The sequence below is a fragment of the Sorangium sp. So ce385 genome (genome assembly GCF_051474135.1).
GTDB classification, from domain to species: Bacteria; Myxococcota_A; Polyangia; order Polyangiales; family Polyangiaceae; genus Sorangium; species Sorangium cellulosum_D.
The window spans coordinates 6,474,527-6,500,244 of record NZ_CP150337.1 but is presented as its reverse complement, the minus strand read 5'-3'; the positions used below and the strand labels follow the sequence as shown (position 1 = coordinate 6,500,244).

Sequence of the window (25,718 nt, the reverse complement as noted above, 5' to 3'; positions counted from 1 at the left end):
AGCAACACTACGACAACACGCCGGCTCCGCTCAACGCCGCACCGCAACGTTGCAGTGTCGACGTGCGGAAAAGCCCGGCGTGCACGTGGGATGAGCAGTGAGAGCGTGCGCTTACGGCGTCAGCGTTCGAGTGTGTGGGTTTTGCGCCGATCAGCGTCCGTGAGCGCGCGTTTGCGTTCGTTGAGCGCGCGGCTGCGCCAGTCGGCGAGCGTTTGCGTCGGGCGGTGTGCGGGTGCGCAGGCCAGCGCGCGTTCGCGTCCGCCGGTCAGCGTCCGGCGGCGCCCGTCTGCGTCGCGGGGCGGGGGGCGGCGGTCTCGGCGGTCGGGGTATCCGCGCCGATCGCCAGGACGTGGCCCGCGAAGAAGCGGAGCAGATCGGCTTCGCGCGATTTCGGCCAGCGCGCGTGGTTGATGGCGCCCTTCTTGGCGGAGCAGCGGTTCCTGAGCGCGCAATGGGGCTCGTCCCTGCCGGCCTCGTCGAGGCGCAGAAACGCGGTCTGCGCGGAGGCCGCGTCGCGCGCGCGCAGCCACCTTTCGACCGACTCGCACGAGAACATGTCGTCGCAGGCGCGGTAGATCGCCATCGCGGGCGGCGGAGGCCCGGGGCACGCCCACTCGGCGGGCGGCGCGTCGCTGCCGAAGGTGGCGAACGCCGCGACGCGGTCCGCGCGCATCATGGCGTACGTCGCCGCCATGTGGCCGCCGTAGGAGGCGCCGAGCGCGTAGATGCGCCGCCGGTCCACGAGCTTCTTCTCGAGCAGCTGGTCGACGAAGGCGTCGACGGTCGCGACGTCGACGTTGTCTTCGCCGGTGAACTCGACGTCGAACGGCGCGACCGGCGTGTACATCTTGGTGCCGCGCTCGCGCTCGGCCTGGCTCGGCGTCTTGAAGGCGCGGCCCTGGGGGGCGAGCACGATGAAGCCCGCGTGGGCGGGGTCGCCGGTCAGGTTCCACGTGGCGCCGAGCTTGCGGAGGCCGGTCTCCTTGTCGACGCTCGTCGGGTTGTCGCCGTCGGCGTGGAAGAAGACGATGAGCGGCAGCGGCGCGCGCGTCTCCACGCCGCTCGGCGCGATCACGCAGGCGTAGCGGGGCGATCCCTCGGCGTCGCGGGTCTCCAGCACCTGGGCGCCGCGGCAGGGCGGCCTGCCGAGGGTCTTGCGGAGCTCTCGCCCCGGGCGCCCCTGCTCGGCGACGCAGCTGCCTTCGCTGGGCGGCCTCGCCGCGGGCGGCTTCTGCGGCGCCGCGGCCGCGCTCGCCGGACCGGCGGCGCGGGCGCCAGCGTCCTGTCGCGCCGTCGGCTGCGGCTGCCCGCCGTCGGCCGCGGTTGCGCCGGCGTCCCGCTCGAAGACGCCGAGCAGGTCGCCGCCGTCGACGCTCGAGGAGGGCGTGGAGCACGCGGAGCACGCCGAGAGACACGCCGCAGCGCCGGCGAGCGCGGCGCGGAGGCGCCGGGGGCCGGGAGTCGAGGTGCGCCGGGCGCGGGGGCCAGGTCGAGGTCGAGGCACGGGCGCACTGTAGTACCGCTGCCGTGCCGATCTAGCCCGGCGTGGCTCGACAGGCCGATCGGGGTGCAGGGCGAGCTACGCTGGACACGGCCCATGGCTCATCCGACCCAGGCGACTGTCACGTACGCTCAGGGGCATCTCCACACGCACGCTCGCGGACACGCAAAGAGCCGTCCGATGGAGTTCTCGATCGCGTGCTCCGGCCGCGGAGCGACCGAGATCAGGTCCTGACTCCGGGGTCCTGGACTGCATCGAGGACCTCCGGCCGCGATCATCCGGGGCCGGAAGCGAACCAGAGCGCGACGTGTTTATCGATCCACCACTTCAAGCTTCGTCTCCCTCGAACGCACGCCTGATGTCGGCAGGGAGCGGAGCGTCGAAATCGTCTTTGATCTTGATCTGCCCGAGCATTCTACCTGCGACCGGCGCGACCTGGGCCGGCGGCTGCGCCTCGCCAAGCGCGATGAGCTCGATTCGCTGCCCTCGGAACGGAGAGAGGGCGGGCAGGGCGCTGACGATGATGTCGTCCGACGACCTGGAGCTTCAGTGCTTGCATTCCAGAAGGATGGGCCATCGAGCATCGAAGTCCATTCTCCGGTCGTGACGGCATACACGCGGAGCCCGCGTGTTCGCTCTCAATCTGCGACCCTGCTTGAGGATGAGGGCCATGACGTATCGAAATCGCGCCAGGCAGGGAGCCGTCGCCGTTCGGCGCGAGGTGGAATGGGGCGAGCCGCGGCAGGGCGACGCAGTTTGACGTCTCCAAAGTGCCGGGGGAGGCGCTCGGCGCGAGTTGGAGTGCGGCGAGGCGCCTCCGGGGGGCGTGTCGAGTAAGATGTCTTACTACGAGATGCCACCAGGCGGCGATCTGTGTAAGATACATTGCTTTGTGTCACCGCGAGGCGGCGATCCTGACAGCTCGACGACGAGGCCTGCGCCCGCCTGCAGCCTCCCGGCGCTCGTGCACCACGCGTCCCGCAACCCGGGTGGGCCTGGCGGCCTGCCCGGAGATCAGGCGAGCAGGCGCCGCCGGTGCGCTCGTTCTCGAGACCAGGACGCCGAAGATCCCCCCGACCTCACCCACGGGGGCGGCCCACGGCGGCCCCACGGCCACCCGTCCGACCCATCCGCGCCCGCGACCCCGCGTCGGCATCGTGCCCGCCGCGGACGAAATCGCGTCCGTGGACGCCGCCGGGTTGCGGGGGGGCGCTTCATGGCTAGGCTGGTCCGCGGTCCACCCATGACGCCCTTCGATATCCTCGTCGGCACCGCGATCGCGGCGCTCCTCGCTTTCCAGATCTACGTCACGGTGCGCGTCTTCCGAAGCCGCGTCTACGAGCCCAAGCAGAAGGTCTGGCAAGCGCAGCTCGTCTGGCTGCTCCCGATCATCGGCGCCGGCCTCGTCTTCTCGATCCTCCAGGAAGAGGACAAGGCCCACCGCGACGCCTCCTCGCACCTCCGGAGCTGACCCAGCGCCCCCGGCCGCGCCGGCGGTGACGCCGCCCGCACGCGGAACATCCGGCCGCTCTCCCTCCTCCGTCCTCCGCGCCCATCTGGCCACCTCGGCGCATCCCGAGGTCCCGCTGCGGCGTCGGCACAATCGAACAGCAAAATTCGGTTTCGCCCTTCGGTCCAGCGGCGCCGTGCGCTATGGCTCAGGGGAGCATGGCGGACGACGTCTTCGGCATCGTCGGGACCACGCAGGCGGGTAATTTCCACGTCGAGCAGGTGGTCGCGGAGGGGGGATTCGGCGTGGTGTACCGCGCGATCCATGGCGGTTTTCGCGCGCCGGTCGCCCTGAAATGCCTGAAGGTCTCCGAGGCGAAGACCCCGCGCGAGCGCCAGCTCTTCCTCGAGAAATTCCGCGAGGAAGCCCAGCTGCTCTTCCGGCTCTCCGCCTCCATCCCGGAGGTCGTCCGCCCGCTCCACGTCGACGTGCTGCACCTCAAGCGCGGGGAGTTCGTCCCCTTCCTCGCCCTCGAGTGGCTGGAAGGCGAGTCGCTCGACAAGGTCATCGATCGGCGCAGGCTCAAGGGGGAGCCGCCGATCCCGCTCCACCGGCTGATGAAGATGATGCGCCCCATCGCGCAGGCGATCGCGCGCGCGCACCGCTTCCCGAGCCCGGACGGCACGGTGTCGATCATCCACCGCGACCTCAAGCCCGAGAACATCTTCATCACGACCCAGGAGGGGACCGAGCGCCTCAAGATCCTCGACTACGGCATCGCCCAGGCGAAGACGCTGGCCGAGCAAGCCGTCGGCCGGGTCACGAACGGCGACCCGCTGAACGCCTTCTCCCCGGCGTACGGCGCGCCGGAACAGTGGGCGCCGAAGCGCTTCGGGCAGACGGGAACCTGGACCGACGTGTGGGGTCTAGCGCTCACCATGGCGGAGGCGCTCGTCGGGCGGCAGGTGATCGATGGCGAGGCGCAAGCCATGATGGGCACGGCGCTCGACGTGAAGCGCCGGCCAACGCCCAGGACCGAGGGCGCGAACATCCCGCCGGAGGTCGACGCGGTGTTCGAGCGCGCGCTCGCCGTGAGCCCGCGCGACCGCACGAGGGACATCGAGACCTTCTGGACCGAGCTGGAGGCGGCCATGGGGCTCGCGCCCACCTTCGGGCGCGCCGCCGCGCTCGAGGACGCGTACTCCACCCCGCCGCCGCCCTCGTCGTCGATGCGCGCGGCCCCGCAGGTCAAGCGCGCCGGGCACGTCTGGCTCGACACGCCCAGGGACGCCGGGTCGCTCGAGCTCGATCTCGACGCGGCCCCCGCCTCGATGCGCTCGCCCTGGGGCGGCCGCCGGGACGGGCCCGCGAGCAGCGTGCGCCCGGCGCCGCCCTCGGACTCGGCCGGGCTCGAGATGGATCTGCCCGAGGCGCCGCAGAGCGCGCGGGGCCGGGGGGTGGGCGCGCTCGCCGCCGACGTGGTGCCCGGGAGCGCGCGCGGCCGCGGCCTCAGGGACGAGCGCGCCGGCTTCGCGGAGACGACGCCGGTGGGGGCGCTCCCGCGCGGCGGCGGAATGGAGAGCGCCCCGCCGGGCCTGCACGCGCGCGGCGGCGGGATGATGGAGAGCTCGCCGCCGCTGGAGGTCGCGCTCGGCGCGACGCCGCGCGCGACGTCGCTGGCGCCGGCCGCGGTGCGCCCGATGTCGGACCTGCCGTCGATGAGGTACCGGCCGTCGGCGCGCCCGCCGGCGCCGGATGCGCGGCCGCGCCCGCCGGAGCCGAAGCCGATCGCCGCCGGGCCGAGCCTCCTCCAGCAGCTCGCCCTGCCCGTGGTCTGCATCGTGTTCGCCTGCGTGGTCACGGTCGCCGACCTCATCATGAAGCGATCGGGCGAGGTGCTGAGCTTCGGCCCGGTGCGCTCGTTCTGGGTCGCCGGCGTGCTGCTCCTCTTCGGCGTCGGTCTGTTCTTCTGGCGCATGCTCGGAGACGCCGGCGATGCCTGACCAGACCCACGGGAGCGCCGCGGAGCAGCGCGCCGAAGAGAGCGTGTCGGCCCGCTTCACGCGGATCATGAACGCGTCGACCTCGCGGTGGGGCGTGCTCACCGATCCGCCGCTCGTGGCGCTCGCCTCGGGCGTGTTCCTGCTCGCGTTCCTCGCGGCGCTCGGCCGCGACGCGGGCCCTTCGGTGGCGCGCGCGCTCGGCGCCCTCGCGCTCGCGCCGATCACGGTCGCGCTCGCCGTGAGCGTGGCGCTGCGCGGCGCGCGGCGCGCGGTCGTCGCGTGGCTCGCGCGCCAGCCGTTCCCGGTGGAGAACCTCAACGCCGTGCTGAACGGCCTGGGCGAGGCGCTGGAGGTCACCTTCGCGGGCGCCGTCCCGGACACCGCGGAGCTCAACGTCGAGCTCGACAAGGTGCACCCGGACGCGTTCGTGACCGGCGGCGTCGAGGACGCCCGCACGCTGGACATCCGCATCGGCGTCGTCGACTCGAAGCGCAACCCGGCCGCGACGAACCACCAGCGCTACACGCGCGTCCGCGAGCTCGTCGAGCGCGTGCTCGTGCCGCTCGCGGAGCGCTACCCGATCCAGAGCGTCCGGGTGAAGTGAGCGCCCGCGCGCGGCCAGGCCGCGCGCGTCCACCGAGCGCGCTGTCGAGGACGCGCGCGTCCGGCGCATGTCCGGGAGATGGCGCGGGGGCGTCGCCCGGGGGCCGGCGCGCGCGCTTGCCCTGCGGCCCCGTACCCCTGCTATCGTCGCGGCCCATGACCGCCTCGACCTCCGAGAAGCTCCTCTCCGATCTGGAAGCGCGGGGCATCACCCGCGCCAAGATCGGCGGCTTTGACATCGACGGCCTCCTCCGCGGAAAGTACGTCTCCCTCGAGAAGCTGAAGAGCGCCCTCGGGAGCGGCTTCGGCTTCTGCGACGTGATCTTCGGCTGGGACATCGCCGACGTCCTCTACGACAACACCAAGGTCACCGGCTGGCACACCGGCTACCCGGACGCGCACGCGGTCCTCGACCCGAGCACGCTGCGCGACCTGCCGTGGGAGCCGAACACCGTCGCGATGCTCGCCGACTTCCGCGACGAGCGCGGCGCCCCGCACCCCGCGTGCCCGCGCTCGCTCCTCAGGAGCGTCATCGCGAAGGGCGAGAAGATGGGGATCTCGGCGAAGTTCTCGTGCGAGTTCGAGTTCTTCCTCTTCGAGGAGACGCCGCGCTCGCTGCACGACAAGCGCTTCGCCGGCCTCACGCCGCTCAGCCCCGGCATGTTCGGCTACTCGTGGGTCCGCGAGGGCCAGAACAAGAAGCTCATGGCCGCCATTCTCGACCAGATGCGCGCCTTCGACGTCGAGATCGAGGGCCTGCACACCGAGACCGGCCCGGGCGTGTACGAGGCGGCGATCCGCTACGACGACGTGCTCCGCGCCGCGGACAAGGCCGCGCTCTTCAAGGTCGCCATGAAGCAGATCGCCCACGAGCACGGCCTCTCGGTCACGTTCATGGCGAAGTGGAACGCGGACCTGCCCGGCTCGAGCGGCCACCTGCACCAGAGCCTCTGGCGGGACGGCAAGAACATCTTCGACGATGCGTCGTCGCCCGACCGGCTCCCGGCCGCGCTGCGCCACTACGTCGGCGGCCAGATCGCGCTCATGCCCGAGCTGACGGCGCTCTACTCGCCCACGATCAACGCGTACAAGCGGTACGTGCCCGGCGTCTGGGCGCCGCTCACCGCCAGCTGGGGCGTCGAGAACCGCACGGCGGCGATCCGCCTCATCGGCCTCGGCACGCCCGGCGCGCGCGTCGAGTACCGCCAGACCGCCGCGGACATCAACCCGTACGTCGCCATGGCCGCGTGCCTCGGCGCGGGGCTCTACGGCATCGAGCACCGCGTCGAGCCGCCCGCGCAGGCCTCGGGGGACGCGTCGAGCGCCGAGTCGTCGCGCCTCGCGCTGCCGCGCTCGCTCGCGGAGGCGACGCGGCTGCTCGCGGGCAGCCAGAAGGCCCGCGAGATCCTCGGCGAGAGGTTCGTCGACCACTATGTCCTGACGCGCGACTGGGAGGTACGGCAGTACGAGCGCGCGGTCACGGATTGGGAGCTGAAGCGCTACTTCGAGGCGGTGTGATCATGAGCCAGTTCACGGTTTGGAGCTTTCCTACACGCATCCTCTTCGGCGCCGGCGTCGTCGAGCAGACGGGCGCCGAGGCGCGCCGGCTCGGGGCGGCGCGGGCCCTCATCGTCACGGACAAGGGCGTCGTCCGCTCGGGTCTGCTCGAGCCCGTCGCGGCCTCGCTGCGGAAGGAGGGGCTCGAGGTAGCCGTCTTCGACGACGTGCTCGGCAACCCGATCGAGAAGAACGTGCACGACGGCGTCGCCGCGTTCCGCGACGCCCGCGCCGATCTCGTCGTGGCGCTCGGGGGCGGCTCGCCGCTCGACGTCGGCAAGCTCGTCCGCCTCGGCGTGAACCACGATCGGCCGCTCGTCGACTACGACGACGCCACCGGCGGCGATCGCTTCATCACGCCCAACGTCCCGCCGATGCTCGCGATCCCCACGACGGCCGGGACCGGCAGCGAGGTCGGCCGCTCGGGCGTGGTGACGCTCGACGTGAACCACCGGAAGACGGTGATCTTCTCCCCGTACCTGCTCGCGAACGCCGCGCTGCTCGACCCGGCGATGACGCGGTCGATGCCCGCGTTCCTGACCGCGGCCACGGGCTTCGACGCGCTCACGCACTGTATCGAGGCGTACGTCGCGAAGGGTGACCACCCGATGGCCGACGGCATCGCGCTCGAGGGCATCCGCCTCGCCGCCGCGAACCTGGAGCGCGCGGTGACGCACGGCGACGACCTCGAGGCGCGCGGCGCCATGATGAAGGCGGCGATGATGGGCGCCGTCGCGTTCCAGAAGGGGCTCGGCGCGTGCCACTCGCTCGCGCACCCGCTCTCGAGCGAGTGCGGGCTGCACCACGGCCTCGCCAACGCGCTCTGCCTCCCGCCGGTGGTCGAGTTCAACGTCGCCGCGGCGGCGCCGCGCCTCGCGCGCGTCGCGGCGCTCCTCGGCGCCGCCGAGGACGCGGCCGCGTGCGCCGACGCCATCCGCGCGCTGCGCGCCCGCATCGGGCTCGCGGCCGGCCTCGAGAAGGCGGGGGTCGCGCGCGACAAGCTCGACGCGCTGGCCGATCTCGCCGTGCAGGACGCCTGCCACACGAGCAACCCGCGCCCGTGCTCGCGGAACGATCTCCGCCAGCTCTACGAGGCCTCCTTCGCGGGCTGACGCGCGCGCTTCGCGGGCTGACGCGCGCGGCGCACGCTGGCGCGGCGCGCGGCGCACGCTGGCGCCGCGCGCGTCGCTCGGCCGTCGGGCGCGCGACGCGCTCGCGTCGCCGCCTGGAGGGGGCGCCCTGACCCGCGTCGATCGCGGCGGGAGCACGGCCATTTCCGGGCATCCGCCGGTCCGCTGGGTGCCGGCCTACCTCTGGCCGACAATGGATAAATGAGGTAGCAGGGGTGCACGATGACGGGCACCACCACCGAGCGCACCGCGCGTCCTGCGACCTGCCAGATGTTCGAGACGCCGCTCATCGAGCGATTTTCGCGGATCCACCCGATCACGCCGTTCGCGTTCTGGCTCCCCGTCCTCGGCTACCTGGGCGTCCGCGCCGCCGGGTTTGGTGTCGGCCTCTGGTCCGGGCTCGGCCTCGTGCTCGTCGGCCTGTTCCTGTGGACGTTCGCCGAGTACGTCCTGCACCGCTACGTGTTCCACTACGTCGGTCCGCGCCTGTGGCAGCGCCGGATGCACTTCGTCCTCCACGGGGTGCACCACGACTTCCCGCAGGACGCCGACCGGCTGGTGATGCCGCTCGGCGCCAGCATTCCCCTCGGCGCCGTTTTTTACATGCTGTTCCGCGCCGTCTTCGGCCCTGTCCCCGCGGATCCGCTGTTCATCGGCTTCGGCCTCGGGTACCTCGCGTACGACGGCACCCACTATGCCATTCACCACTTCCGCATGAGCTCGCGCTGGGGGAAGTGGATCAAGCGGCATCACATGGTCCATCACCACACGGGAGAGCACGCGCGGTGGGGCGTGTCGTCGCCGCTCTGGGACTGGGTCTTCGGGACGATGGGCACCTCGCAGCCGGGAAAAGGCAGCTGAGCGGGAGGGCGGCGCGCGCGCCGGTGCGCGCCGCGGAGGATCGTCGGCGGATGGGAATGGCCCCGGCGCGCGGCGGGTTGAGGGGCCATGATTCGGTCGCGTCTGTACGCTTCCACCTCCGCGAGGGGCGCGGCGCAGCAGCCCGGCGCTGAGCTGCGGGCGCGTCGACGAGGGGAGGGGGCGCGGGGCCGCGTCGACGTCGTTCGCCGGCTGCGCGCCCGGGCGGCGAGCGGCGCCGGCGCGGCGCCGCAGGGGCGCGGCGGATCGATGGGCGGGATGAACGGATCGAGGAGAGCGCGCCGCCGCGGGCGCGTCAGGGCGCGGGCGTCGTGCCGGAGGGGGCGAGCCCTGCTGCAGGCGCCGCGTCGGGCAGCCGCCTCATCGCGCCTGCATAGAAGGTGCGGAGGGTGTTGCGCCCGCAGTAGGGGCACAGCCACGCCACGTCGAACCGGTCGAGGTGGGCATTGATGCTGTGCGCAGGAGCGAGCTCCCTGTCGGCTTCACCGCCGGCCGACCGGCCGCGGGGAGCCCGGGTGGCCCACCCGGCGGTGACGTGCCGGTGCTCGTCCAGGGTGGCTGAGAGGCTTGCCTGGCACTCGCAAGGTGTGGAGATGAGAAACCGACTCATGCATGACCGTCCTTCGTAGATGTTTCCGTAGTCGATGCCAGCATGCCGCGGCGCGGCGAGCTCGAGAGAGCCGCAGCGCGGCGTGGCCGAGAAAGAGCGCGTCCTCATATAAAGGTTGGTCAGTTTGAGCTCAAGGGGTGTTAGCCTGGGGCACGGTTGCCCTGGTGTGACTGAGGAAGGGGAGTCCATGACCGTTCGACGTGCACCTCGTGAGCGCGCGACGCCGGCTTCGGGGAGGTTGCAGGTCGTCGAGGCGTGCAGGCCCGGGCCGCGCTCGGTGCGCAGCTTCCGGATCCTGCTCGCGCACGACGCCCGCGCCGCGACCTGCGACGCGCTGGCGCGCGCGATCGAGGCGACCCTGGCGAACGTCGAGATCGTGGACGCGTCGTCGATCGACGACGCCCTGCTCGCGTCGGCGACCGAGCGGTTCGATGCGTGCCTGGTCTGCCTCGATCTGCCGCCGGCGCCGCTCGGCGGCGCGCGGCTCGCGAGCGAGCTCGTGGACAGCGACCATCCGGTCGTGCTCGTGACGAGGAGCCTGCGGTGGCTGCCGCCGGACAGGCCGACGCTGCAGCAGCTGCCCTGGATCCCGCCGGACGCGGGCGCGGACGAGATCACGAGCGCGATCGCGGCGGCGACCAGCGACTGCAACAGCTCCGTGCGGAGGCGCTCGCCGCTGCCGGGGGACGTGCTCGACGTGCCCGCGCTCCGCGCGCGCGCGCGCCGCTAGAACACCGGCTGCGTCGATCGCCGGAGAAATCAACCGCCAAGGACGCCGAGGGCGCCAAGAAGAGAACGGGATCTTGGCGTCCTTCGCCCCTTGGCGGTTCGAATTTCTGCTCTTTAGAGCGGTTTCAGCCCGTTTTGTCGCTCTGGCGCTCCGCTGGCCGAGCGCCCGGCGCCCGGTCGGAATCCGCCGGGAGGCACAACGGAGACCGGCGGCGGAATCCGGGGACGGAAAAGAGATGAAGGGGGTTGCTCTGCGGCTCGGGATTGGGTAGAAGCTTCCTCCACCTCAGGCGGGACTAGCTCAGTTGGTAGAGCATCAGCTTCCCAAGCTGAGGGTCGCGGGTTCGAATCCCGTGTCCCGCTCCGAGGATTGCCGGCCCCCTCCTGCGCTGGCGGTCCTCCTGCTGTTGGTGCTTCGGGCCCGATGAGCGCCTCTTCGAGCGCCGCCGCCCGAGACGGCTCCTCGAGCTGAGCTCGGAGCAGGCGCGCGCCGCGGGCGCTCCAGCGCCGAGCGCGCCGCGCGAGACGGACGCGCGCTGGGAGCGCACGACGTCGAATCGGGCCTGCTCCCGCTGCGTGGACGGCGGTGCACCACCCCAGGGGGACACCTGGAGGTGTTCATGCAGGATGGCCGGCGCATCGCGCTGAACGCGGCGCTGATGCTCCTCAAGCAGGCGATCATGGCCGTCCTCGGCGTCGTGTTCGTCGGCTACCTCGCGCGGAAGGTGGGCGTCGCCGCGTGGGGGGAGTTCCAGGCGTCGCTCGCGATCGCGGGGATCGTCACGATCGCCGCCGGCATCGGCGTGCGGGGGTACCTCGCGCGGGAGATCGCCGTGAAGCCGGAGCTCGGGCCGCGTCACCTCGGCGCGGCGCTCACCATCCGGGGCGTGACCGGGACGCTGGTGCTCGGCGCGACCGTGGCCGTCGCGCTCGCGACGCGCTCGGGCCTCGGCGCGCAGCTCGTCGTGCTCGCCGCGGCGTCCCAGCTCGCGACGCTGCTCTACTCGACGATGTGGCTCTCGTTCGAGGCCCACGAGCGCTTCCAGTACATCCTCTACGCGGAGCTCGGCGCGCGGCTGTTCGTCATCGCGCTCTCGGCCGCCCTGCTCGCGCTCGGCTTCGGCGTCGTCGCCGCGGCCGCGGCGTTCCTGCTCGGCAACGTGCTGGAGCTCGGGATCACCGCGCACTACCTGCGCTCCCGGCTCTACCGACCCGAGCTCACCACGCCCCCCGCCGAGCTCTGGCAGATCGTGAAGCGAAGCCTGCCGATCGGCGCGCTCGGCGCGCTCGCGAGCGCGCTGCTCCAGACCGATCGCGTGATGCTCCGCGCCCTGTGCGACGAGGAGGCGGTGGGCGTCTACAGCGCCGCCTGGGTGCTGAGCGAGAACTTCAGGATGCTGCCCGACGTGCTGCTCGGCGCCGCCTTCGCGGCCGGCATGCGCCTCTACGCGCAGGACAGCGACGCGTTCGGCCGCCTCTACGGCGGCTGCATGCTCGTCGCCGCGCTGTTCGGGCTGCCGGTCGCCGCCGGCGTCTTCCTGCTCGCGCCGGACATCGTCCAGCTCGTCTACGGATCGGCGGGCGACTACGCGCCGGCGGCGGACGTCCTCCGGATCCTCGCCTGCGGCGTCCCCGTGACGTTCGCGTTCCAGGTCGTGACGCTGCCGCTGCTCGCCGCGAAGCGCGAGGTCGCGATGGTGAAGCTGCTCGTGGTGGCGCTCGTCGCCGACGTCGCGCTGAACCTGCTCCTCCTGCCGCGCTACCGCGCCGTGGGCGCCGCGTGCGCGACGCTCGCCGTCAGCGCCGGGTCGCTGATCGCGTCGTGGGGCCTGAGCGCGCGCTGGGCCCGGTGCGTCGAGCTCGGACGCATCGCCGCGATCCTCGCCGCGACGGCGGCGATGGCCGCCGCGGCCTACGCCGCGCGCGCGCTCGCGGGGATGTGGGCATCGATGGCGGTGGGCGTCGCCGTCTACGTCGCCCTCCTCCTCGCCCTGCGCGCCGTCTCCTTCGGCGAGCTGCGCGCGCTGCTCGCGCGCCGCGTCCGCGCCTCGCCCGCCGCCGCGGTCTGATCCGCGTTCCGCCGCGGGCGGGGCCCGGCGCTGCGCGCGCGGCCCTCTGCGCGCCTGTGCGGAACAGGTGGCCATCGACTTTTCGGCTTTTCCGCTGGAAGCGGCGCTCGCCTCGGGTCTCCGCGGCTGCCGACATGCGCTCTCATCCGGCGGGATCCACGCAGCGGCGCGGGGCGCCCGTGGCTCGGAGGTGACGGTGCCGCAGCCTTCTCCGTGGCATGCAGCGTGAATGGCGGAGGGGCGATGTGGCGGCGCGGGCAGGTCCGGGGGCTGGCCGGGGTGGGGCGACTCCGGCAGTGGATGGCGCGGCGGCCGTCCTCGCTCCGCGCCTTCGGCATGCCGGGGCGCGACGAGCTGGGCGCGCCCGAGCGGCCGTGGAGGCCTCGCGAGATGGACCTGCCCATGGGCGAGGGCGGCTACGCGCTGCTCGCGCGCCTGTCGGCCGGCGGCATGGCCGAGCTGTTCCTCGCGTGCCGGCGCGGGCCGGCAGGGATCGCGCACCCCGTCGTCGTGAAGCGCCTTCGCCCCGAGGCGCGGCGGGATCCGTCGATCGTGCGGATGTTCCTCCGGGAGGCGTGGATCAGCGCCCGGCTCCAGCACCCGAACGTGATCCGGTTCCACGACTTCGTGTTTCACGAGGGTCGCCATCACCTCGTGGTCGAGTACGTCCCGGGCTGCGATCTGGCGGCGGCCGCGCGCGCCCTGTTCGCCGAGGGGCGGCCGTTCCCGATCGAGGCGGCCCTCGAGATCGGCGTGGGCGTGCTGCGGGCGCTCGGGCACGCGCACGGGCTCCGCGACGACGGCGGGCAGCTCGTCGGGCTCGTGCACCGCGACGTGAGCCCTCAGAACGTGCTCCTCTCGCTCGAGGGCGAGATCAAGCTCATCGACTTCGGCGTCGCGGAGATGACGGCGATGCGCGGCATCCTGGACGACGTCTTCCCCCTCGGCTCGCCGGGCCCGGCGCCGTCGAGCGACGCCCCCACGGTGAAGGGCAAGCTCGGCTACGTGGCGCCCGAGCAGCTGCGCGGGCAGCGGATCGACGCGCGGGCCGATCTCTTCGCGGTCGGGGTGATGCTGTTCGAGCTCCTGACGGGGCGCCGCCTGTTCCACCGGAAGGACGACGGCGCCACGATGCGCGCGGTGCTCTCGGGCGAGGTGCCGGCGATCGCGCCGCTCCGCCCGGCGTGCCCTGCGCTGCTCGAGGAGGCGGTGCGGCGCGCGCTCGCGCGCGACCCCGACGATCGCTTCGAGGCCGCGGCGCAGATGGAAGAGGCGCTCGCCGAGGTGCTCGCCTCGGTGCGCAGGGCGCCGGGCGGGGGCGACGAGCCGAGCTCGAGCGAACGCGGGCTCCTCGCCGGCCAGGAGATCGCCGCGCTCGTGCGCGAGGTCGCGAGCGGGCGCGATCGCCACCGGTCGCTGCTCGTGCGGGGCTGCCGGCGATCCGCCGGGATCCGCGGGCGCCCGGGCGCGCGGCGCACCCTGACGAGCCGCTCCGGGGACGATCGCGGCGAGGCGGCGCCCGCGGCGCGCGGCCCCGAGGCGGGCGCGGGCGCGGAGGAGGCGGCGGTCGAGATCGAGCGCAGCGAGGGCAGGGACGCGGTGACGCCGCACTGGAGGGAGGCGCGCCCGCCGCGGCGCGCCCGGCTCCTGCAGTGGCTCGTGATCGCGGCGGTCACGTTCGCCGCCGGCGCGCTCGCGGGCAGGGCGATCGGCGCGCTCGACGGCGGCGCCGCGCCGGCGAGCCGCGGCGCGCCCCGGTAGGCATCGATCGCGTCGATCGAGCGAGAGAGGAGCCGCCAAGGCGCCAAGGACGCCAAGATCTTGTTCTCTTCTTGGCGTTCTTGGCGGTTCCTCACTCGCTCGATCGACGTGAACGGCGTTCCAGGGCCGCCCGCGCCTCGAGGACCTTGAAAGCGCGGAGCTCGCCCGATCTCCGGGAGACCATCCATTCGGCGATGCCGCCGTGATCGGCCGAACGCGAACGGCCCTTTGCGGTGGCGCGCCCAGCGACGGGCTCGCTAGCCTAGCCCGCCCTGATGCCCCTCCGGAATCCCCTGAACCGTTCCCTCGCGTTCGCCGCAGTGGCCGTGCCCCTCCTCGCGAGCGCGACGGGCGGGAGCGCGCTGCCGCGCCCGGCCGCCGGTGAGCCTGGCGCGCCGGCGGAGCCGAGCGCGATCGACGCGGCGATCGAGCAGCAGCCCATCTGCGTCGGCTCGACGGTCGCGAGCGCGGGGGAGCTCGGCGACGTCCTGTTCTACCGCAGCGCGCCGGGCGAGCGCGGCACGGTCTCCGTCGGCTACTACGCCTTCTTCTCGGAGGAGCGGCCCTGGGGCAACAACTGGCTCACCTGGACCGTGCTGCCCGCGCTCGCCGTGGACCTCGTCTACACGCACGGGTTGCTCTTCGGCCCGGGAGTTCAGCGCGTCGCCTACGGCAAGGGCGACGTCGAGGGGTTCAGGATCGTCTACAGCGTGGGCGACGACGGGCGGCTCACCGCCGACCACGGCGCCGCCGACCGCGGCGATCACAGCGAGGTGCGGCTCGAGCGGGCCGATCTGCTCGCGGTCGACCCCGCGCGGCCGACGGTCTACTCGCGGTGGTGGAGCCACCAGCTCGGCGGGCAGGGCGCGGGGCCGGGCGATCTCGTTTATCGCCGCTGCTACGGCGCGGGCGCGATCCGGCCGCTGCCGCCGGAGGTCGCGCTCGATTTTCGCCTGGACCGGCGCGCCGTGCCGGCCCGCGTGGTGCCCGCCGCGGCGCTGCTCGAACCGCCCGCCTCGCCGCCGCGGCGCGAGCCCGCGAAGGGGGTGAGCGCTCAGGGCCTCGTCGCCCTCCGGCCGAGCGTCGCGTTGTAGATGGCGAGGAGGATGACGGCGCCCAGGATCGACATGAAGAAGCCCCCGCTCGACTGGTACGACGGGTAGAGCCCGAGGGCCCGGCCGATGAAGCCGCCGAGCAGGGCGCCCGCGATGCCGAGCAGCGCGGTCACCACGAAGCCGCCGGGATCGCGCCCGGGGGTGAGCAGCTTGGCGATGACGCCGACGATGAGCCCAAACAGGATCCACAACAGCACGGACATGGTTCGCTCCTCTCGACACCGGGCGACGCCGAGGGGCGTCTTCCCGCGTCAACGCGGAGGCCAGCGTTTGCAGACGACGTGCCGTTCGCGGTGAGCTCCGTTCGCACCGGGCTGAAGCGGAGGCTCGGCAGCCAGCGTGAACGGCGTCGCCATCCGGCCCGCGGCGCTGGGCATCGGCTGTACATCGGCGACCTGCCCGGCGCGCCGATCTCGAGGCCGGTCTCCCGCTCCCGCGGCGCTCACGGCGGCTCGAGGGGACAGGCGCGCTCCGGCTCGTCGGCGCGCGGCGGCGTCGGCCGCGCGTCGCCGGTCGGGGGCGCGTCGCCGTCGCGCCCCGGCGAGGGCGAGGCGAGCGGGGCGAGCGGGGCGAGCGCGGCGCCGGCAGCGCTGAAGAGGAGGCACAGCGATCCGCCGAGCACCGTGGCCGCAACGGTGCCGACCACGACCGGAGCGAGCCGCCGGCGACGCCGTCGGCGCAGCCGTGCCTGGCTCCGCAGCCCGCCGGGCAGGCGCGCCCGCAGCAGGAGGACGGGCGTGAGCGCGGCGTCGAGCTCCGGGCTGGGATGCGCGCAGGCAAGGTCGGGTGACGGAGCCGCGGCGCTGGGAGGCGCCGCGTCCGCCGGCGGCGCGCCGGCCGCGGCGGGCTCGACGAGCGCCGGCGGCGGGCAGGGCGAGGCGCGGTGGCCGACCCAGGTGGAAGCGGACGAGGGATCGCGCCGCGCATCCGGCGGGGAGCAGGGCAGATCCAGGGGCGCGCTCCCCGGCAGCGAGGACGGGGAGCGGTACCCGACCCACGTCGAGACGCACGCGGAGCGCGCCGCGGCGTCGTCCGCAGCGCGCGCCGCGGCGTCGTCCGCAGCGCGCGTCGCGGCGTCGTCCGCAGCGCGCGCCGCGGCGTCGTCCGCCGCGGCGCGATCCTCCGCGGCGGAGCGCCCGCTGCGGAGCGCGACGTGCGCGAGCGCCTCGCGCAGGGCGCGCGCGCTCTGCGGGCGGTCGTCCGGGTTCTTGCGCAGGCATTGCAGGATCAGCGCCTCCAGATCCGGATCGATCGCCGGGTGGAGGGCGCTCGGCCGGGGCGGCGGGGAGTCGACGTGCGCGGCGGCGAGCGCGACGGGCGTCGGGCGCTCGAACGGGAGCCGCCCCGTCGCCATCTCGAAGAGCAGCACCCCGCACGCGTAGATGTCGCTGCGCGCGTCCACGGGCTGCCCTGCTGCCTGCTCCGGGCTCATGTAGGCGGGGGTCCCGATGACGAGCCGGCCGTCGTCGGCGGCCGCAGCGAGCAGCGGCGCGCCCGCGAGCGCGCCGGAGCGCTCGTCGTGGAGCAGCTTCGCCGTCCCGAAGTCGAGGAGCTTCACCTGCTCGAACGGCGCGCCGTCGTCGTCGACGCGGGGCACCAGGCGGATGTTCTCGGGCTTGACGTCGCGGTGGATGACGCCCGCGTCGTGCGCGTGCTGCAGCGCGGAGCACAGCTGGCGCATGATCGCGACGATGCGCTCCGCGGGCAGGATCGGCGCGGCGTTGAGCAGGTCGATGAGGTCCTCGCCGTCGAGGTGCTCGGTGACGAGGTACCAGAGGCTCGGCGGCTCCGGCTCGCGCCCGTCGGCGCCCGCGAAGGGCGCGCCGTGGGGGCAGGACGGCTCGCAGCCGAAGTCGAGGACCCGCACGATGTTCGGGTGATCGAGCCGGCTCGCCGCCATCGCCTCGACGTGGAACCTCAGCACCGCGTCCCCGGCGCGGGCGCCGCCGGAGCGCGGCCTCGAGTCGGTCGAGGGCCGCTCGCTCACGCCGCTCGAGGCGCGGGGGCCCGGGTCCTCCCGGCGCGACGGCGAGCAGACGCGCGTCGTGCAGGCGCGGCGGCCCGCTCCGCCCGCCGCGCCCGGCGAGGCGCCGCGCTCGCGGATGATCTTCACGGCGCACGCGCGCCCGAGCCCGAGGTGCCGCGCGCGGTAGACGCGCCCCATCGCACCGGCGCCGATCAGCTGCTCGATGAGGTACCGCCCCCCGAGCAGGCGTCCCCTGAGGGATCGCTCCGAGGACGGGAGTCCCGCGTCGAGGGGCGCGGAGGAGCGGAGGCAGTCCATGGCGCGTCCCACGCAGCAGAATGGGTGCCATCGCGCTGTGCGGACGTTTCACAGCCGCCCGCGGACGGCGCGTCGGGCGCGGCGCGCTGCGCGCAGGCTCGCCGCGCCGCTCCGCGAAGCGCGCGGAGGGCGTCGAGCGGCCCGCGCGCCGCGCGCCTCCGCTCGGAGGCGCCGCGAAACGCCGGCCAGAGCGCAGGGCGGCGGCGCCGCGGGGCTGATTTGTTCCGTTGCCGACGGCCTGTGATAGCGTGGCCCGCGAGGAGGCCCGAGTGCTCTTGAGACGATGCGTTCCGTTCGCTGCGGCGCTGTTCCTGCTGCTCCCGACAGGCGAGGTGCTCGCGCAGTCGGACCAGGACAGAGCAGCGGCCCGGTCGCTGGCCACGCAGGGCGCCGAAGCGTTCACGTCCGGCCGCTTCGACGAGGCGATCGATCTGCTCGGTCGCGCCGAGGCGCTCGTGCACGCGCCGACGCACCTCCTGCTGATCGCGCGCTCGCAGACGCGCCTCGGCCGGCTCGTCGCGGCCAAGGAGACGTACCTGCGGATCGTCCGCGAGGAGCTGCCGCCCACGGCGCCGTCGCCCTTCAAGAAGGCCCAGCAGGACGCGCGGGAGGAGCTCGCCGCGGTCGATCCCAGGATCGCGTCGCTGCGCATCGCGCTGGAGGGCGCCGCCGGGCGGAAGATCGTCGTGAAGCTCGACGGCCAGCCGGTCGCGGACGCGCTGCTCGGCGTGCATCGCCCGATCGATCCGGGCAATCACGTGGTGACCGTCTATCCGCCGGGCCTCTCGCCGATCGAGCAGGCGGTCACGCTCGGTGACGGCGAGCGGAAGGAGCTGAAGATCCCGGTCCCGGAGAGCCCGGCCATGCCGCCCTCGCCCGACGCCTCGGGGGAGGGGCAGGGGACCTGGAGCAGCGGCCCAGGCGAGATCCCCCCCGAAGGGCCGCCGGGCAAGCCGGAGCGAAAGACGAACGTGCTCATGCTGGGCGGGGGCATCGCGGCCGCGGCGCTCGGGCTCGGCGGGGTCGTGGTGGGCTCGGTGTTCCTGGCGAAGGGCGGCTCGACGCAGCAGAAAGCGAACGACATGAGCGACACGTACCGGTGCGAGTCGCAGGCAGGCCCCGGCGCCGGCTGCGGTCCGCTCATCCAGCAGAAGATCAAGCAGCTCGACGCCGACGCCGCGGATCAGCAGACGACCGGCGCGATCAACCTCATCGCGGGCGGCGTGCTCCTCGTCGGCGGCGCGACGCTGATCGTGCTGGAGCTGACGTCCAAGCCGGAGCCGTCGAGCTCGGCGTGGGTCGCCCCCTACGTGACGCCGACCGGGCTCGGGGTGCGCGGCGCGTTCTGACGGGAGCGCACCGAGCGCGCGCTCAGTAGCCGAAGTCGCCCGGAACGCCCGGCTTCTGCGGCTTCTGGGGCTGCGCGCTCGGCTTCGTCGGCGGCACCTGCTGCGGCGGCTTCGTCACCGACGGCGGCCTGGTCTGGGAGGGCGGCGTCCGCGGCGCGAGGGGCCTCACCGGCGCCGAGGACGCCGCCGGGACGGCGCTCGGCTCCGCCGTGGCGGGCGGCGTGGGCGGCGTGGGCTCTGCGGCCGTGGCGCTCGCGGTGACGACCGGCGGCTCGGGCGGGGGCGCCGTCGTGGGCGGCGGCGGGGGCGTCGCGATGGCCGTCGCGCTGACGGCGCTCGGATCCGGGGTCGCCGCGCCGGTCGACCCGCTGCCGCCGAAGGCGAACCAGACGGCGACGCCCGCGCCGAGCAGGGTGGCCGCCGCGGCGATCGCGGCGAAGACCGGCGTCCTGGACGGGGGGCGCGTCGCGCGGCCCGTGACGCCTGACGAGGCGCCCCACGAGTTGGCGGTCAGCTGCGGCGTGTGCGGCGTGTGGCCCATGCCGGGCACCGGCGGCCCGCTCTGGCCCCACGAGGGGGTGTCGGGGCGGACGGGGGGCGGAGGGGTCGTCGTCACCTCGGGCTGGGACGGCAGCGACACCCGCGGGAGGGACGTCCGACCCGTGCTCAGCAAGGCCAGGTTGGGCCGCGCCGCGGCCCAGGCGAGGAGCGCGCTCTTGAACTCCGCGCAGCTCTGGAAGCGGGCCCCCGGCTCGCGCGCCATCGCCTTCTGGATGATCCCGGAGAACTCGACGTCGAGGTCGGGCACGAGCTGCTGGGGCACCGGCGCCGTCTCGAGGACGATCTTGAAGAGCAGCTCGTTGAAGGTCGCCGCGTCGAACGGCACCTGACCGGTCGTCGCCTGGTAGAGCAGCACGCCCATGGCGTAGATGTCGGTCCGCTGGTCGACGGGGCTGGAGCCCCGCGCCTGCTCGGGCGACATGTAGTAGGGCGTCCCGACGACGGCGCCCGTGCGCGTCATGCTCATCTCGCCGCCGGCGAGCTGCGAGAACTTCGAGACGCCGAAATCGAGCACCTTCACGAAGTTGCTGAGCCCGGCCTTCACGGGGATGACGAAGATGTTGTCGGGCTTCAGGTCGCGGTGGATGATCCCCGCGGCGTGCGCGGCGCCGAGCGCCTCGAGCACCTGGACCATGATCGGCACGGTGACCTCGGGCCCGAGCCGCCCCGCCCGCTCGATCTTGGCGCCGAGGGTCTCGCCCTCGAGGTACTCCATGACCATGTACCGCGTGCCGTCGGGCAGCACGCCGAGGTCGAGCACCTCGCAGATGTGATCGGAGCCGATCCGCGCCGCGGCCTGGGCCTCGCGCTCGAAGCGCGCGACCGACTCGGCCTGGCTCGAGATGCTGGCGTGCAGCAGCTTGATGGCGACGCGGCGCCGGATGCGCACGTTCTCGCCTTCGAAGACCGCGCCCATGCCCCCCTGGCCGAGCAGCCGGACGATCCGGTACTTGCCGTCGATGATCTCGCCGACCAGCGCGCTCATGCCGGCGTTCCCGGTGCGGAGAAGCAAATCACCCGGGCAGACTAGCACGGTGGCCCGAGGGCAGCCTACGCCCTAGCGGGCGGGCGCGCAGGCCGCGCCGCCTCGCCTCCTCCTCACTCCGCCGCCGCCTCTACCTACCCGCACGCGGACCTCCGCCCCGCACATGGACCGCCGCCCGGCGCGACGTGCGCCGTTCGACGCAGGCCCCCTGCGCGCGCCCTTCGGCCGACGGCGGAATGAAAGCCCCGCCCCGCGCATCCGCGGCGCTGGCGCAGGGGTTCTTCGTGATAACGTCGCCCTCGTATGCCGGTTTACGAGCTATCGGTCGACGGAACCCTGGTTCGCGAAGCGGAGAAGGTCGTGTCGCTCGCGGGCCGCGAGTTCCCGACGCTCGTCATGCGCTGGGAATCGCGCCTCTTCGACCAGCCGTGGCTCACCACGCTCGTGCTCGACTACGTGATCGCGTTGCCGCCGCTCATCGTCGGGCAGGCGACGTTCAACGAGGTCAGGATTGCCGCCTTCACGGGCCGCGCGGGCACGAAGTTCATGTACTTCGGCACCGAGATGAGCGCGAGCGTCCCCCGCATCGCGCCCGAGATGGAGAACGCGGTCGCTCCGTCCGAGCTCTACCAGGAGTTCCGCCTCGACGAGCAGACTTGCCCGATCCCCTACCTGAAGCTGATCCAGGTCAGCCCCCGCATCTACGGCGAAGGGCTCCAGAACTACTACTCGCCCCCGATCAAGGTCGAGCGATACGACGGGGTGGCCTCGCCCGAGCTCATCGCGGACTTCTTCCCCAAGGTCGTCGCGAACCTCGAGCCCGTGAAGGGGACGACGCTGGTCGACCCCGCGCAGGGCTTCTGGACGGGCGCGCGCTTCCTCGGCGCCACGGGGATCGCCATCCTCCGGCAGGGCCGCGTGGTCGGGCTGCACCGCCGCACCGGCAAGACCGACAAGGACCCGATCCCGCCCGAGGTGAAGCGGCGCGATCCGCGGCTCGACGTGCGCGCCGACTGGGTCGCCGTGGACGTCGGCGCCGCGTCGACGGCCGTCGCCGTCCGGGGAGAGCGCGGCGGCGCCGAGTTCGTCCGGATCGGCGCCGACGGGCCGCTCCGGGTCTCGGCCGACAACGAGAACCCGAGCGAGGTCGCGTTCGAGGCGCTCGCCCGGACCACGAAGGCGTGGCGCGACCGGGTGATCCTGCCGATGACGCGCTGGGGCGACGTGCTCGTCGGGCACGCCGCGCGCGACATGCGCCTCAGGCCCGGCGAGGGCGCCCACGAGCGCGCCGCGGCCTCGCTCCCGGCCCTCGCGCTGCTGCGCGAGCGGACCGAGCGCGGCGAGCCGTTCCGGCTCCGGGGCCGGAGCGACCCCGACACGACCGAGCCGCTGAAGAAGCCGGCCCCGCCGATCATCGACGAGGAAGGGATCGGCGCGCACGACCCGTTCGATCCGCTCGAGCTCTACGCGTACTACGTCGGCCTGCACCTGAACCAGCGCTCGCGGGGCATCTCCACGCGCTACGCGATCACGATGCCGACGGGCTGGTCGCCCGAGCGCCGCGCCAGCGTGCTCATCGCCTTCCGCCGTGGCCTCTTCCGGAGCCTGCCCGCGGGGCTCTGCGAGTACCACGACCTCGAGGGCCTGAAGGTCGTCGACGCGGGCCCGTCGGCGATCGCCTACGCCGTCCAGGCGTTCCGCATGTTCGGGATCCAGCCGCGCGACGGCGGCGTCGCGTTCTGCGTCATCGACGCCGGGGCCAGCGAGGCGGGGATCGCCTTCGGCCTCCTGCGGAGCGCGAAGGCCCACGAGGCGGCGCAGGGGCTGGAGCGGATGGTCGAGTACCTCGATCCCATGGCGATCCCCTGGCTCGGCGGCGAGCGGCTCCTGCACCGGCTCGCCTACCGGGTGTACGCGGCCAGCCAGGCCGAGATGCGCGAGCGCCGCATCCCGTTCGAGCGCCCGCCCGAGGAGAGCCCGCTCGGCGACGCGGAGGCCCTCTTCGCGCCGTCGCCCGACGCGCGCGCCAACACCTGGGCGCTCAAGGAGCTCCTGCGGCCCCTCCTCGAGGCGGGGTCGAGCGCGCCGGTCGCGGAGCAGCTCGCGCTCGTCGGGCTCGACGGCGAGAGCTCCGTGGTGCCGCTCTCGATCGATCGCGGCGCCCTGAGCGGCGCGATCGACGGGTGGTTCCGCGACGCGATCGACGTGTTCCGGCAGCACCTCGCCGGCGCGGTGGCGAAGATCGGACGCGAGCCGGACCCGTACCAGGGGCTCCGGATCCTGCTCGCCGGGCGCCTCGGGATGAACCCGCGCTTCGCGGAGCTGCTCGCCGGCGTGCTGCCCGCGGGCGTGCAGCTGCACCGCTTCAAGGAGCCGGACAAGGCGAACCTGGGCGCGCCGACCGTCAAGATGGCCACGGCGCTCGGCGCGCTGTCGCTGCGGTTCGATCGGATCGGCGCCACGCTCCGCGCGGAGAAGCGCGACGCGTTCCGCTACCGCGTCGGGCGCGCCCGCCACGGGCAGCTCGCCGACGTGCTCGATCCGTCGGTCGACTACGACGCGTGGCGCGAGATGGGCGCCTGCCTGAAGCCAGAGATCGAGGTCCTGTTCATGGCGGCCGAGGACGAGGGGGAGGTCGCGGCCGACGATCCTCGGGTGCGCCGCGCGGTCTGCGCGCTCGGGCGCGACGCCGTCGGGCAGCGGCTCTACATCCGGGCCGTCGGCCCGGCGCGCGCCGAGGTCAGCGTGGGGCCGCCCGGCGGCGAGCCCTCGGCGAGCGCCGTGTGCTGGTCGGTCGACCTGCAGAGCGGCGCCTCGGAGAAGACCGGCGGCTGAGCGCATGGGGGCGCCGCGGTTTCACGTGTCCCACGCCGATCTGGAGCTCGAGGGATCGATCCACGCCGGGGCGCTTGCCAGCGCCGGCTCGGAGGCCCCGCCGGCGGCCGATGGTGCCGGCGCCGCGCCGGCGGACGGTGCTGCCAGCGCCGCGCCGGCCGACGCCCCGCAGGCCGAGGCCAGGCTGGCCGCGCTGCTCGCGACGGCGACGGCGCTGGCCGGCTCGACCTCGCTCGCCGAGGCCGCCTCGCGCGTGGTCGCCGCGCTCGTCGAGCGCCTCGGCTGGGACGTCGCGGCGCTCTGGCTCGCCGATCCGCAGGCCAGCGCCGCGGGCTGCGCTCCGCCCGCCGCGGCGGCGAGCGCGCTCCGGTGCGTCGCGGCCCGGGCGGCGGCGCACCTCGAGCGCGAGGCGATCGAGGAGGCGCTCCGCCAGGAGCCGCACCCCTCCGCCGAGCACGGGCTCGTCGGCGAGGTCCTCCGGAGCGGCGCGCCGGCGTTCCGCGCCGGCGTCGTCGCCTCCGCTGACGCCGCGCGCGGGCCGAGCTGGGAGCGCGCGGCGTGCGCCGCCCCGATCCCGTGCGGCGACGGCGTGGCCGGGGTGATCGAGCTGAGGAGCCGCGCGCCGCAGCGCCGCGACGAGCAGCTGCTCCTCGTCCTCGCGTCGATCGGCCGCCAGATCGGGCAGAGCGTCGCTCTGCGGCGCGCCGAGCGGGAGAGCGAGCGCGCCGCGGGCGAGCTCCGCGCGCTCGTCCGCGCGATCCCGGATCTCTGCTTCCGCCTCGACGCCGAGCTCCGGATCGTTGACTGCAACGAGCCGCGGCCCTCCGCGCTCCGCGTCGCGCCCGAGGCGCCGCTCGGCAAGCGCGTGGCGGAGGCGCTCCCCGGCGAGCTCGGGGAGCAGCTGGAGCGCGCGGTCCGGGAGGCCCGCGAGACGGGCGCCGTCGTCGCGCTCGAGCACGCCGTCCCGAGCGCGGGCGGAGAGCGCCACGTGGAGGCGCGCACGATGCCGTTCCTCGAGGGGCACGCCCTCGTGCTGCTCCGCGACATCACCGAGCGGCGGCGCGCCGAGGAGGCGCTCCGGCAGCGCGAGGAGCGCTCGCGCGAGTCGCAGAAGATGGAGGCGCTCGGCCGGCTGGCCGGCGGCATCGCGCACGACTTCAACAACATGCTCATGGTGATGCTCGGCTACGGCGAGCTCATCCTGCGCCGGCTCGGGCCCGAGAGCGCGCTCCGGCGCGACGCCCTCCAGGTCACGAAGGCCGGGGAGCGCGCCGCGGCGCTCACGCGGCAGCTCCTCGCGATGAGCCGGCGCAAGGTGCTGCAGCGCGAGGCGCTCGACCTCAACGCGGTGGTGCTCGACATGCAGACGATGCTCCAGCGCCTCATCGGCGAGAACATCGATCTGCAGACGAACGTCGGGCGGGATCTCGGCTCGATCAAGTTCGACAAGAGCCAGCTGGAGCAGGTGCTCCTGAACCTGGTCGTGAACGCGCGCGACGCGATGCCGGACGGCGGGAAGCTCGTGGTCGAGACCTCCCTCGGCGAGCCCGGCCAGAGCCCGGCGGCGCGGTCGTTCGTGCCCGCGGAGCAGGACGAGGCCGACGCGCCCGCCGCGGCCGGCCCCCCGTACGTCGTGCTGTCGGTGACCGACAGCGGCGACGGGATGGATCACGACACGCTCGCGCACCTGTTCGAGCCGTTCTTCACGACGAAGGCGCGCGGCAAGGGGACGGGGCTCGGCCTCGCCACGGTCTACGGCATCGTGAGCCAGAGCGGCGGGCTGATCGAGGTCGAGAGCGAGGTCGGGCGCGGCACGACGTTCCGCATCTACCTGCCGCGCGTCGAGGACCGCTCCGAGGCGGCGCCCGCGCGCACCCGGCCGCCGCCGGCCGGCGGCGACGAGACGGTGCTCGTCGTCGAGGACGACGACGCCGTGCGCAGGCTCATCGTCGAGGTGCTCGAGCGGCGCGGCTACGGCGTGCTGTCGGCCGCGACCGGCGAGGAGGCGCTCGCCGCGCTCGCGAGCGACGGGGAGGGGGCGATCGACCTCCTGCTCACCGACCTCGTGATGCCGGGCATGAACGGCCGCGAGCTCGCCGAGCGCGCCCTCGCGATCCACCCGCGCGCGCGCGTGCTGTACATGTCCGGCTACGCCGAGGACGTCCTCGCGGGCGCCGAGGCCGATCGCGAGCTCGTGCTGCTGCAGAAGCCGTTCACCCCCGACACCCTGGCGCAGCGGGTGCGCGACCTGCTCGACCGGCGCTGACGGGGGGGACCGCGGCGCGCGCTCGGCCGGG

The 25,718-nt window shown here is 74.0% G+C and carries 18 protein-coding genes and 1 tRNA gene; 14 read left to right on the top strand and 5 right to left on the bottom strand.

Annotated elements, in window-relative coordinates:
* Positions 1-265 precede the first annotated feature (265 nt).
* Entirely contained in the window at positions 266-1,504 is a 1,239-nt protein-coding gene (locus tag WME83_RS23740) for an alpha/beta fold hydrolase (protein ID WP_437321556.1), read from the bottom strand.
* A 1,240-nt stretch (positions 1,505-2,744) separates the two neighbouring features.
* Here WME83_RS23740 and WME83_RS23735 point away from each other — a divergent pair.
* The 6 genes from WME83_RS23735 to WME83_RS23710 all read left to right on the top strand — a co-directional run bounded on the left by WME83_RS23735 (position 2,745) and on the right by WME83_RS23710 (position 9,105).
* Positions 2,745-2,972, top strand: coding sequence for a hypothetical protein (locus WME83_RS23735; RefSeq protein WP_020736672.1), 228 nt, complete (start codon positions 2,745-2,747; stop codon positions 2,970-2,972).
* Between the two features lie 197 nt (positions 2,973-3,169).
* Positions 3,170-4,954 carry a serine/threonine protein kinase gene (locus WME83_RS23730; RefSeq protein ID WP_437321555.1) on the top strand — a complete coding sequence of 595 codons (1,785 nt, stop codon included), beginning with the start codon at positions 3,170-3,172 and terminating at the stop codon, positions 4,952-4,954.
* The gene (locus tag WME83_RS23725; protein ID WP_437321554.1) at positions 4,947-5,558 is read left to right on the top strand and encodes a hypothetical protein; all 612 of its coding nucleotides are present in this window, start codon (positions 4,947-4,949) and stop codon (positions 5,556-5,558) included. The genes WME83_RS23730 and WME83_RS23725 overlap by 8 nt, the downstream gene beginning before the upstream one ends.
* A 155-nt stretch (positions 5,559-5,713) precedes the next feature.
* Positions 5,714-7,075 carry a glutamine synthetase family protein gene (locus WME83_RS23720; RefSeq protein ID WP_437321553.1) on the top strand — a complete coding sequence of 454 codons (1,362 nt, stop codon included), beginning with the start codon at positions 5,714-5,716 and terminating at the stop codon, positions 7,073-7,075.
* A complete protein-coding gene (locus WME83_RS23715) occupies positions 7,072-8,226 on the top strand; it encodes an iron-containing alcohol dehydrogenase (protein WP_437321552.1) in 1,155 nt (384 codons plus the stop codon). Before WME83_RS23720 ends, WME83_RS23715 begins: the two co-directional genes overlap by 4 nt.
* A 240-nt stretch (positions 8,227-8,466) precedes the next feature.
* Positions 8,467-9,105, top strand: coding sequence for a sterol desaturase family protein (locus WME83_RS23710; RefSeq protein ID WP_437321551.1), 639 nt, complete (start codon positions 8,467-8,469; stop codon positions 9,103-9,105).
* A 313-nt stretch (positions 9,106-9,418) separates the two neighbouring features.
* Here WME83_RS23710 and WME83_RS23705 read toward each other — a convergent pair whose 3' ends face one another.
* Positions 9,419-9,733 carry a hypothetical protein gene (locus WME83_RS23705; protein ID WP_437321550.1) on the bottom strand — a complete coding sequence of 105 codons (315 nt, stop codon included), beginning with the start codon at positions 9,731-9,733 and terminating at the stop codon, positions 9,419-9,421.
* A 187-nt stretch (positions 9,734-9,920) separates the two neighbouring features.
* Between WME83_RS23705 and WME83_RS23700 the strand changes: the two genes are divergently transcribed.
* The 5 genes from WME83_RS23700 to WME83_RS23680 all read left to right on the top strand — a co-directional run bounded on the left by WME83_RS23700 (position 9,921) and on the right by WME83_RS23680 (position 15,386).
* The gene (locus WME83_RS23700) at positions 9,921-10,463 is read left to right on the top strand and encodes a hypothetical protein (protein WP_437321549.1); all 543 of its coding nucleotides are present in this window, start codon (positions 9,921-9,923) and stop codon (positions 10,461-10,463) included.
* 289 nt (positions 10,464-10,752) lie between these two features.
* Positions 10,753-10,825, top strand: a tRNA-Gly gene (locus WME83_RS23695).
* 257 nt (positions 10,826-11,082) lie between these two features.
* A complete protein-coding gene (locus WME83_RS23690; protein WP_437321548.1) occupies positions 11,083-12,531 on the top strand; it encodes a flippase in 1,449 nt (482 codons plus the stop codon).
* Positions 12,532-12,774: 243 nt separating this feature from the next.
* Positions 12,775-14,292: a serine/threonine-protein kinase gene (locus tag WME83_RS23685; protein ID WP_437321547.1), complete on the top strand. Its 1,518-nt coding sequence runs from the start codon at positions 12,775-12,777 to the stop codon at positions 14,290-14,292.
* A 275-nt stretch (positions 14,293-14,567) separates the two neighbouring features.
* Entirely contained in the window at positions 14,568-15,386 is an 819-nt protein-coding gene (locus WME83_RS23680) for a hypothetical protein (RefSeq protein WP_437321546.1), read from the top strand.
* Here WME83_RS23680 and WME83_RS23675 read toward each other — a convergent pair.
* On the bottom strand, positions 15,347-15,610 hold the full coding sequence (locus WME83_RS23675) for a GlsB/YeaQ/YmgE family stress response membrane protein (protein ID WP_061628248.1): 264 nt from the start codon (positions 15,608-15,610) through the stop codon (positions 15,347-15,349). The genes WME83_RS23680 and WME83_RS23675 overlap by 40 nt on opposite strands.
* A gap of 239 nt (positions 15,611-15,849) precedes the next feature.
* On the bottom strand, positions 15,850-17,691 hold the full coding sequence (locus WME83_RS23670; protein ID WP_437321545.1) for a serine/threonine-protein kinase: 1,842 nt from the start codon (positions 17,689-17,691) through the stop codon (positions 15,850-15,852).
* Positions 17,692-17,960: 269 nt separating this feature from the next.
* Here WME83_RS23670 and WME83_RS23665 point away from each other — a divergent pair, with 269 nt between their 5' ends.
* Positions 17,961-19,040, top strand: coding sequence for a tetratricopeptide repeat protein (locus WME83_RS23665; protein ID WP_437321544.1), 1,080 nt, complete (start codon positions 17,961-17,963; stop codon positions 19,038-19,040).
* Positions 19,041-19,062: 22 nt separating this feature from the next.
* On the opposite strand, the gene WME83_RS23660 is transcribed toward WME83_RS23665, so the two are convergent.
* Positions 19,063-20,586 (bottom strand): protein kinase domain-containing protein, encoded by a 1,524-nt coding sequence (locus tag WME83_RS23660; RefSeq protein ID WP_437321543.1) that lies wholly within the window; start codon positions 20,584-20,586, stop codon positions 19,063-19,065.
* Between the two features lie 303 nt (positions 20,587-20,889).
* On the opposite strand from WME83_RS23660, the gene WME83_RS23655 reads away from it, so the two are divergent.
* Together WME83_RS23655 and WME83_RS23650 are read left to right on the top strand one after the other, a co-directional pair.
* Entirely contained in the window at positions 20,890-23,421 is a 2,532-nt protein-coding gene (locus tag WME83_RS23655) for a hypothetical protein (RefSeq protein ID WP_437321542.1), read from the top strand.
* 25 nt (positions 23,422-23,446) lie between these two features.
* On the top strand, positions 23,447-25,687 hold the full coding sequence (locus WME83_RS23650; protein ID WP_437321541.1) for an ATP-binding protein: 2,241 nt from the start codon (positions 23,447-23,449) through the stop codon (positions 25,685-25,687).
* Positions 25,688-25,718 lie beyond the last annotated feature (31 nt).

Bases quoted from the DNA above. Each gene is read 5' to 3' on its own strand.
- WME83_RS23735 (WP_020736672.1), top strand. From the start codon at position 2,745: ATGACGCCCTTCGATATCCTCGTCGGCACCGCGATCGCGGCGCTCCTC.
- WME83_RS23730 (WP_437321555.1), top strand. From the start codon at position 3,170: ATGGCGGACGACGTCTTCGGCATCGTCGGGACCACGCAGGCGGGTAAT.
- WME83_RS23725 (WP_437321554.1), top strand. From the start codon at position 4,947: ATGCCTGACCAGACCCACGGGAGCGCCGCGGAGCAGCGCGCCGAAGAG.
- WME83_RS23720 (WP_437321553.1), top strand. From the start codon at position 5,714: ATGACCGCCTCGACCTCCGAGAAGCTCCTCTCCGATCTGGAAGCGCGG.
- WME83_RS23710 (WP_437321551.1), top strand. From the start codon at position 8,467: ATGACGGGCACCACCACCGAGCGCACCGCGCGTCCTGCGACCTGCCAG.
- WME83_RS23705 (WP_437321550.1), bottom strand. From the start codon at position 9,733: ATGAGTCGGTTTCTCATCTCCACACCTTGCGAGTGCCAGGCAAGCCTC.
- WME83_RS23700 (WP_437321549.1), top strand. From the start codon at position 9,921: ATGACCGTTCGACGTGCACCTCGTGAGCGCGCGACGCCGGCTTCGGGG.
- WME83_RS23690 (WP_437321548.1), top strand. From the start codon at position 11,083: ATGCAGGATGGCCGGCGCATCGCGCTGAACGCGGCGCTGATGCTCCTC.
- WME83_RS23685 (WP_437321547.1), top strand. From the start codon at position 12,775: ATGTGGCGGCGCGGGCAGGTCCGGGGGCTGGCCGGGGTGGGGCGACTC.
- WME83_RS23680 (WP_437321546.1), top strand. From the start codon at position 14,568: ATGCCCCTCCGGAATCCCCTGAACCGTTCCCTCGCGTTCGCCGCAGTG.
- WME83_RS23675 (WP_061628248.1), bottom strand. From the start codon at position 15,610: ATGTCCGTGCTGTTGTGGATCCTGTTTGGGCTCATCGTCGGCGTCATC.
- WME83_RS23670 (WP_437321545.1), bottom strand. From the start codon at position 17,691: ATGGACTGCCTCCGCTCCTCCGCGCCCCTCGACGCGGGACTCCCGTCC.
- WME83_RS23660 (WP_437321543.1), bottom strand. From the start codon at position 20,586: ATGAGCGCGCTGGTCGGCGAGATCATCGACGGCAAGTACCGGATCGTC.
- WME83_RS23655 (WP_437321542.1), top strand. From the start codon at position 20,890: ATGCCGGTTTACGAGCTATCGGTCGACGGAACCCTGGTTCGCGAAGCG.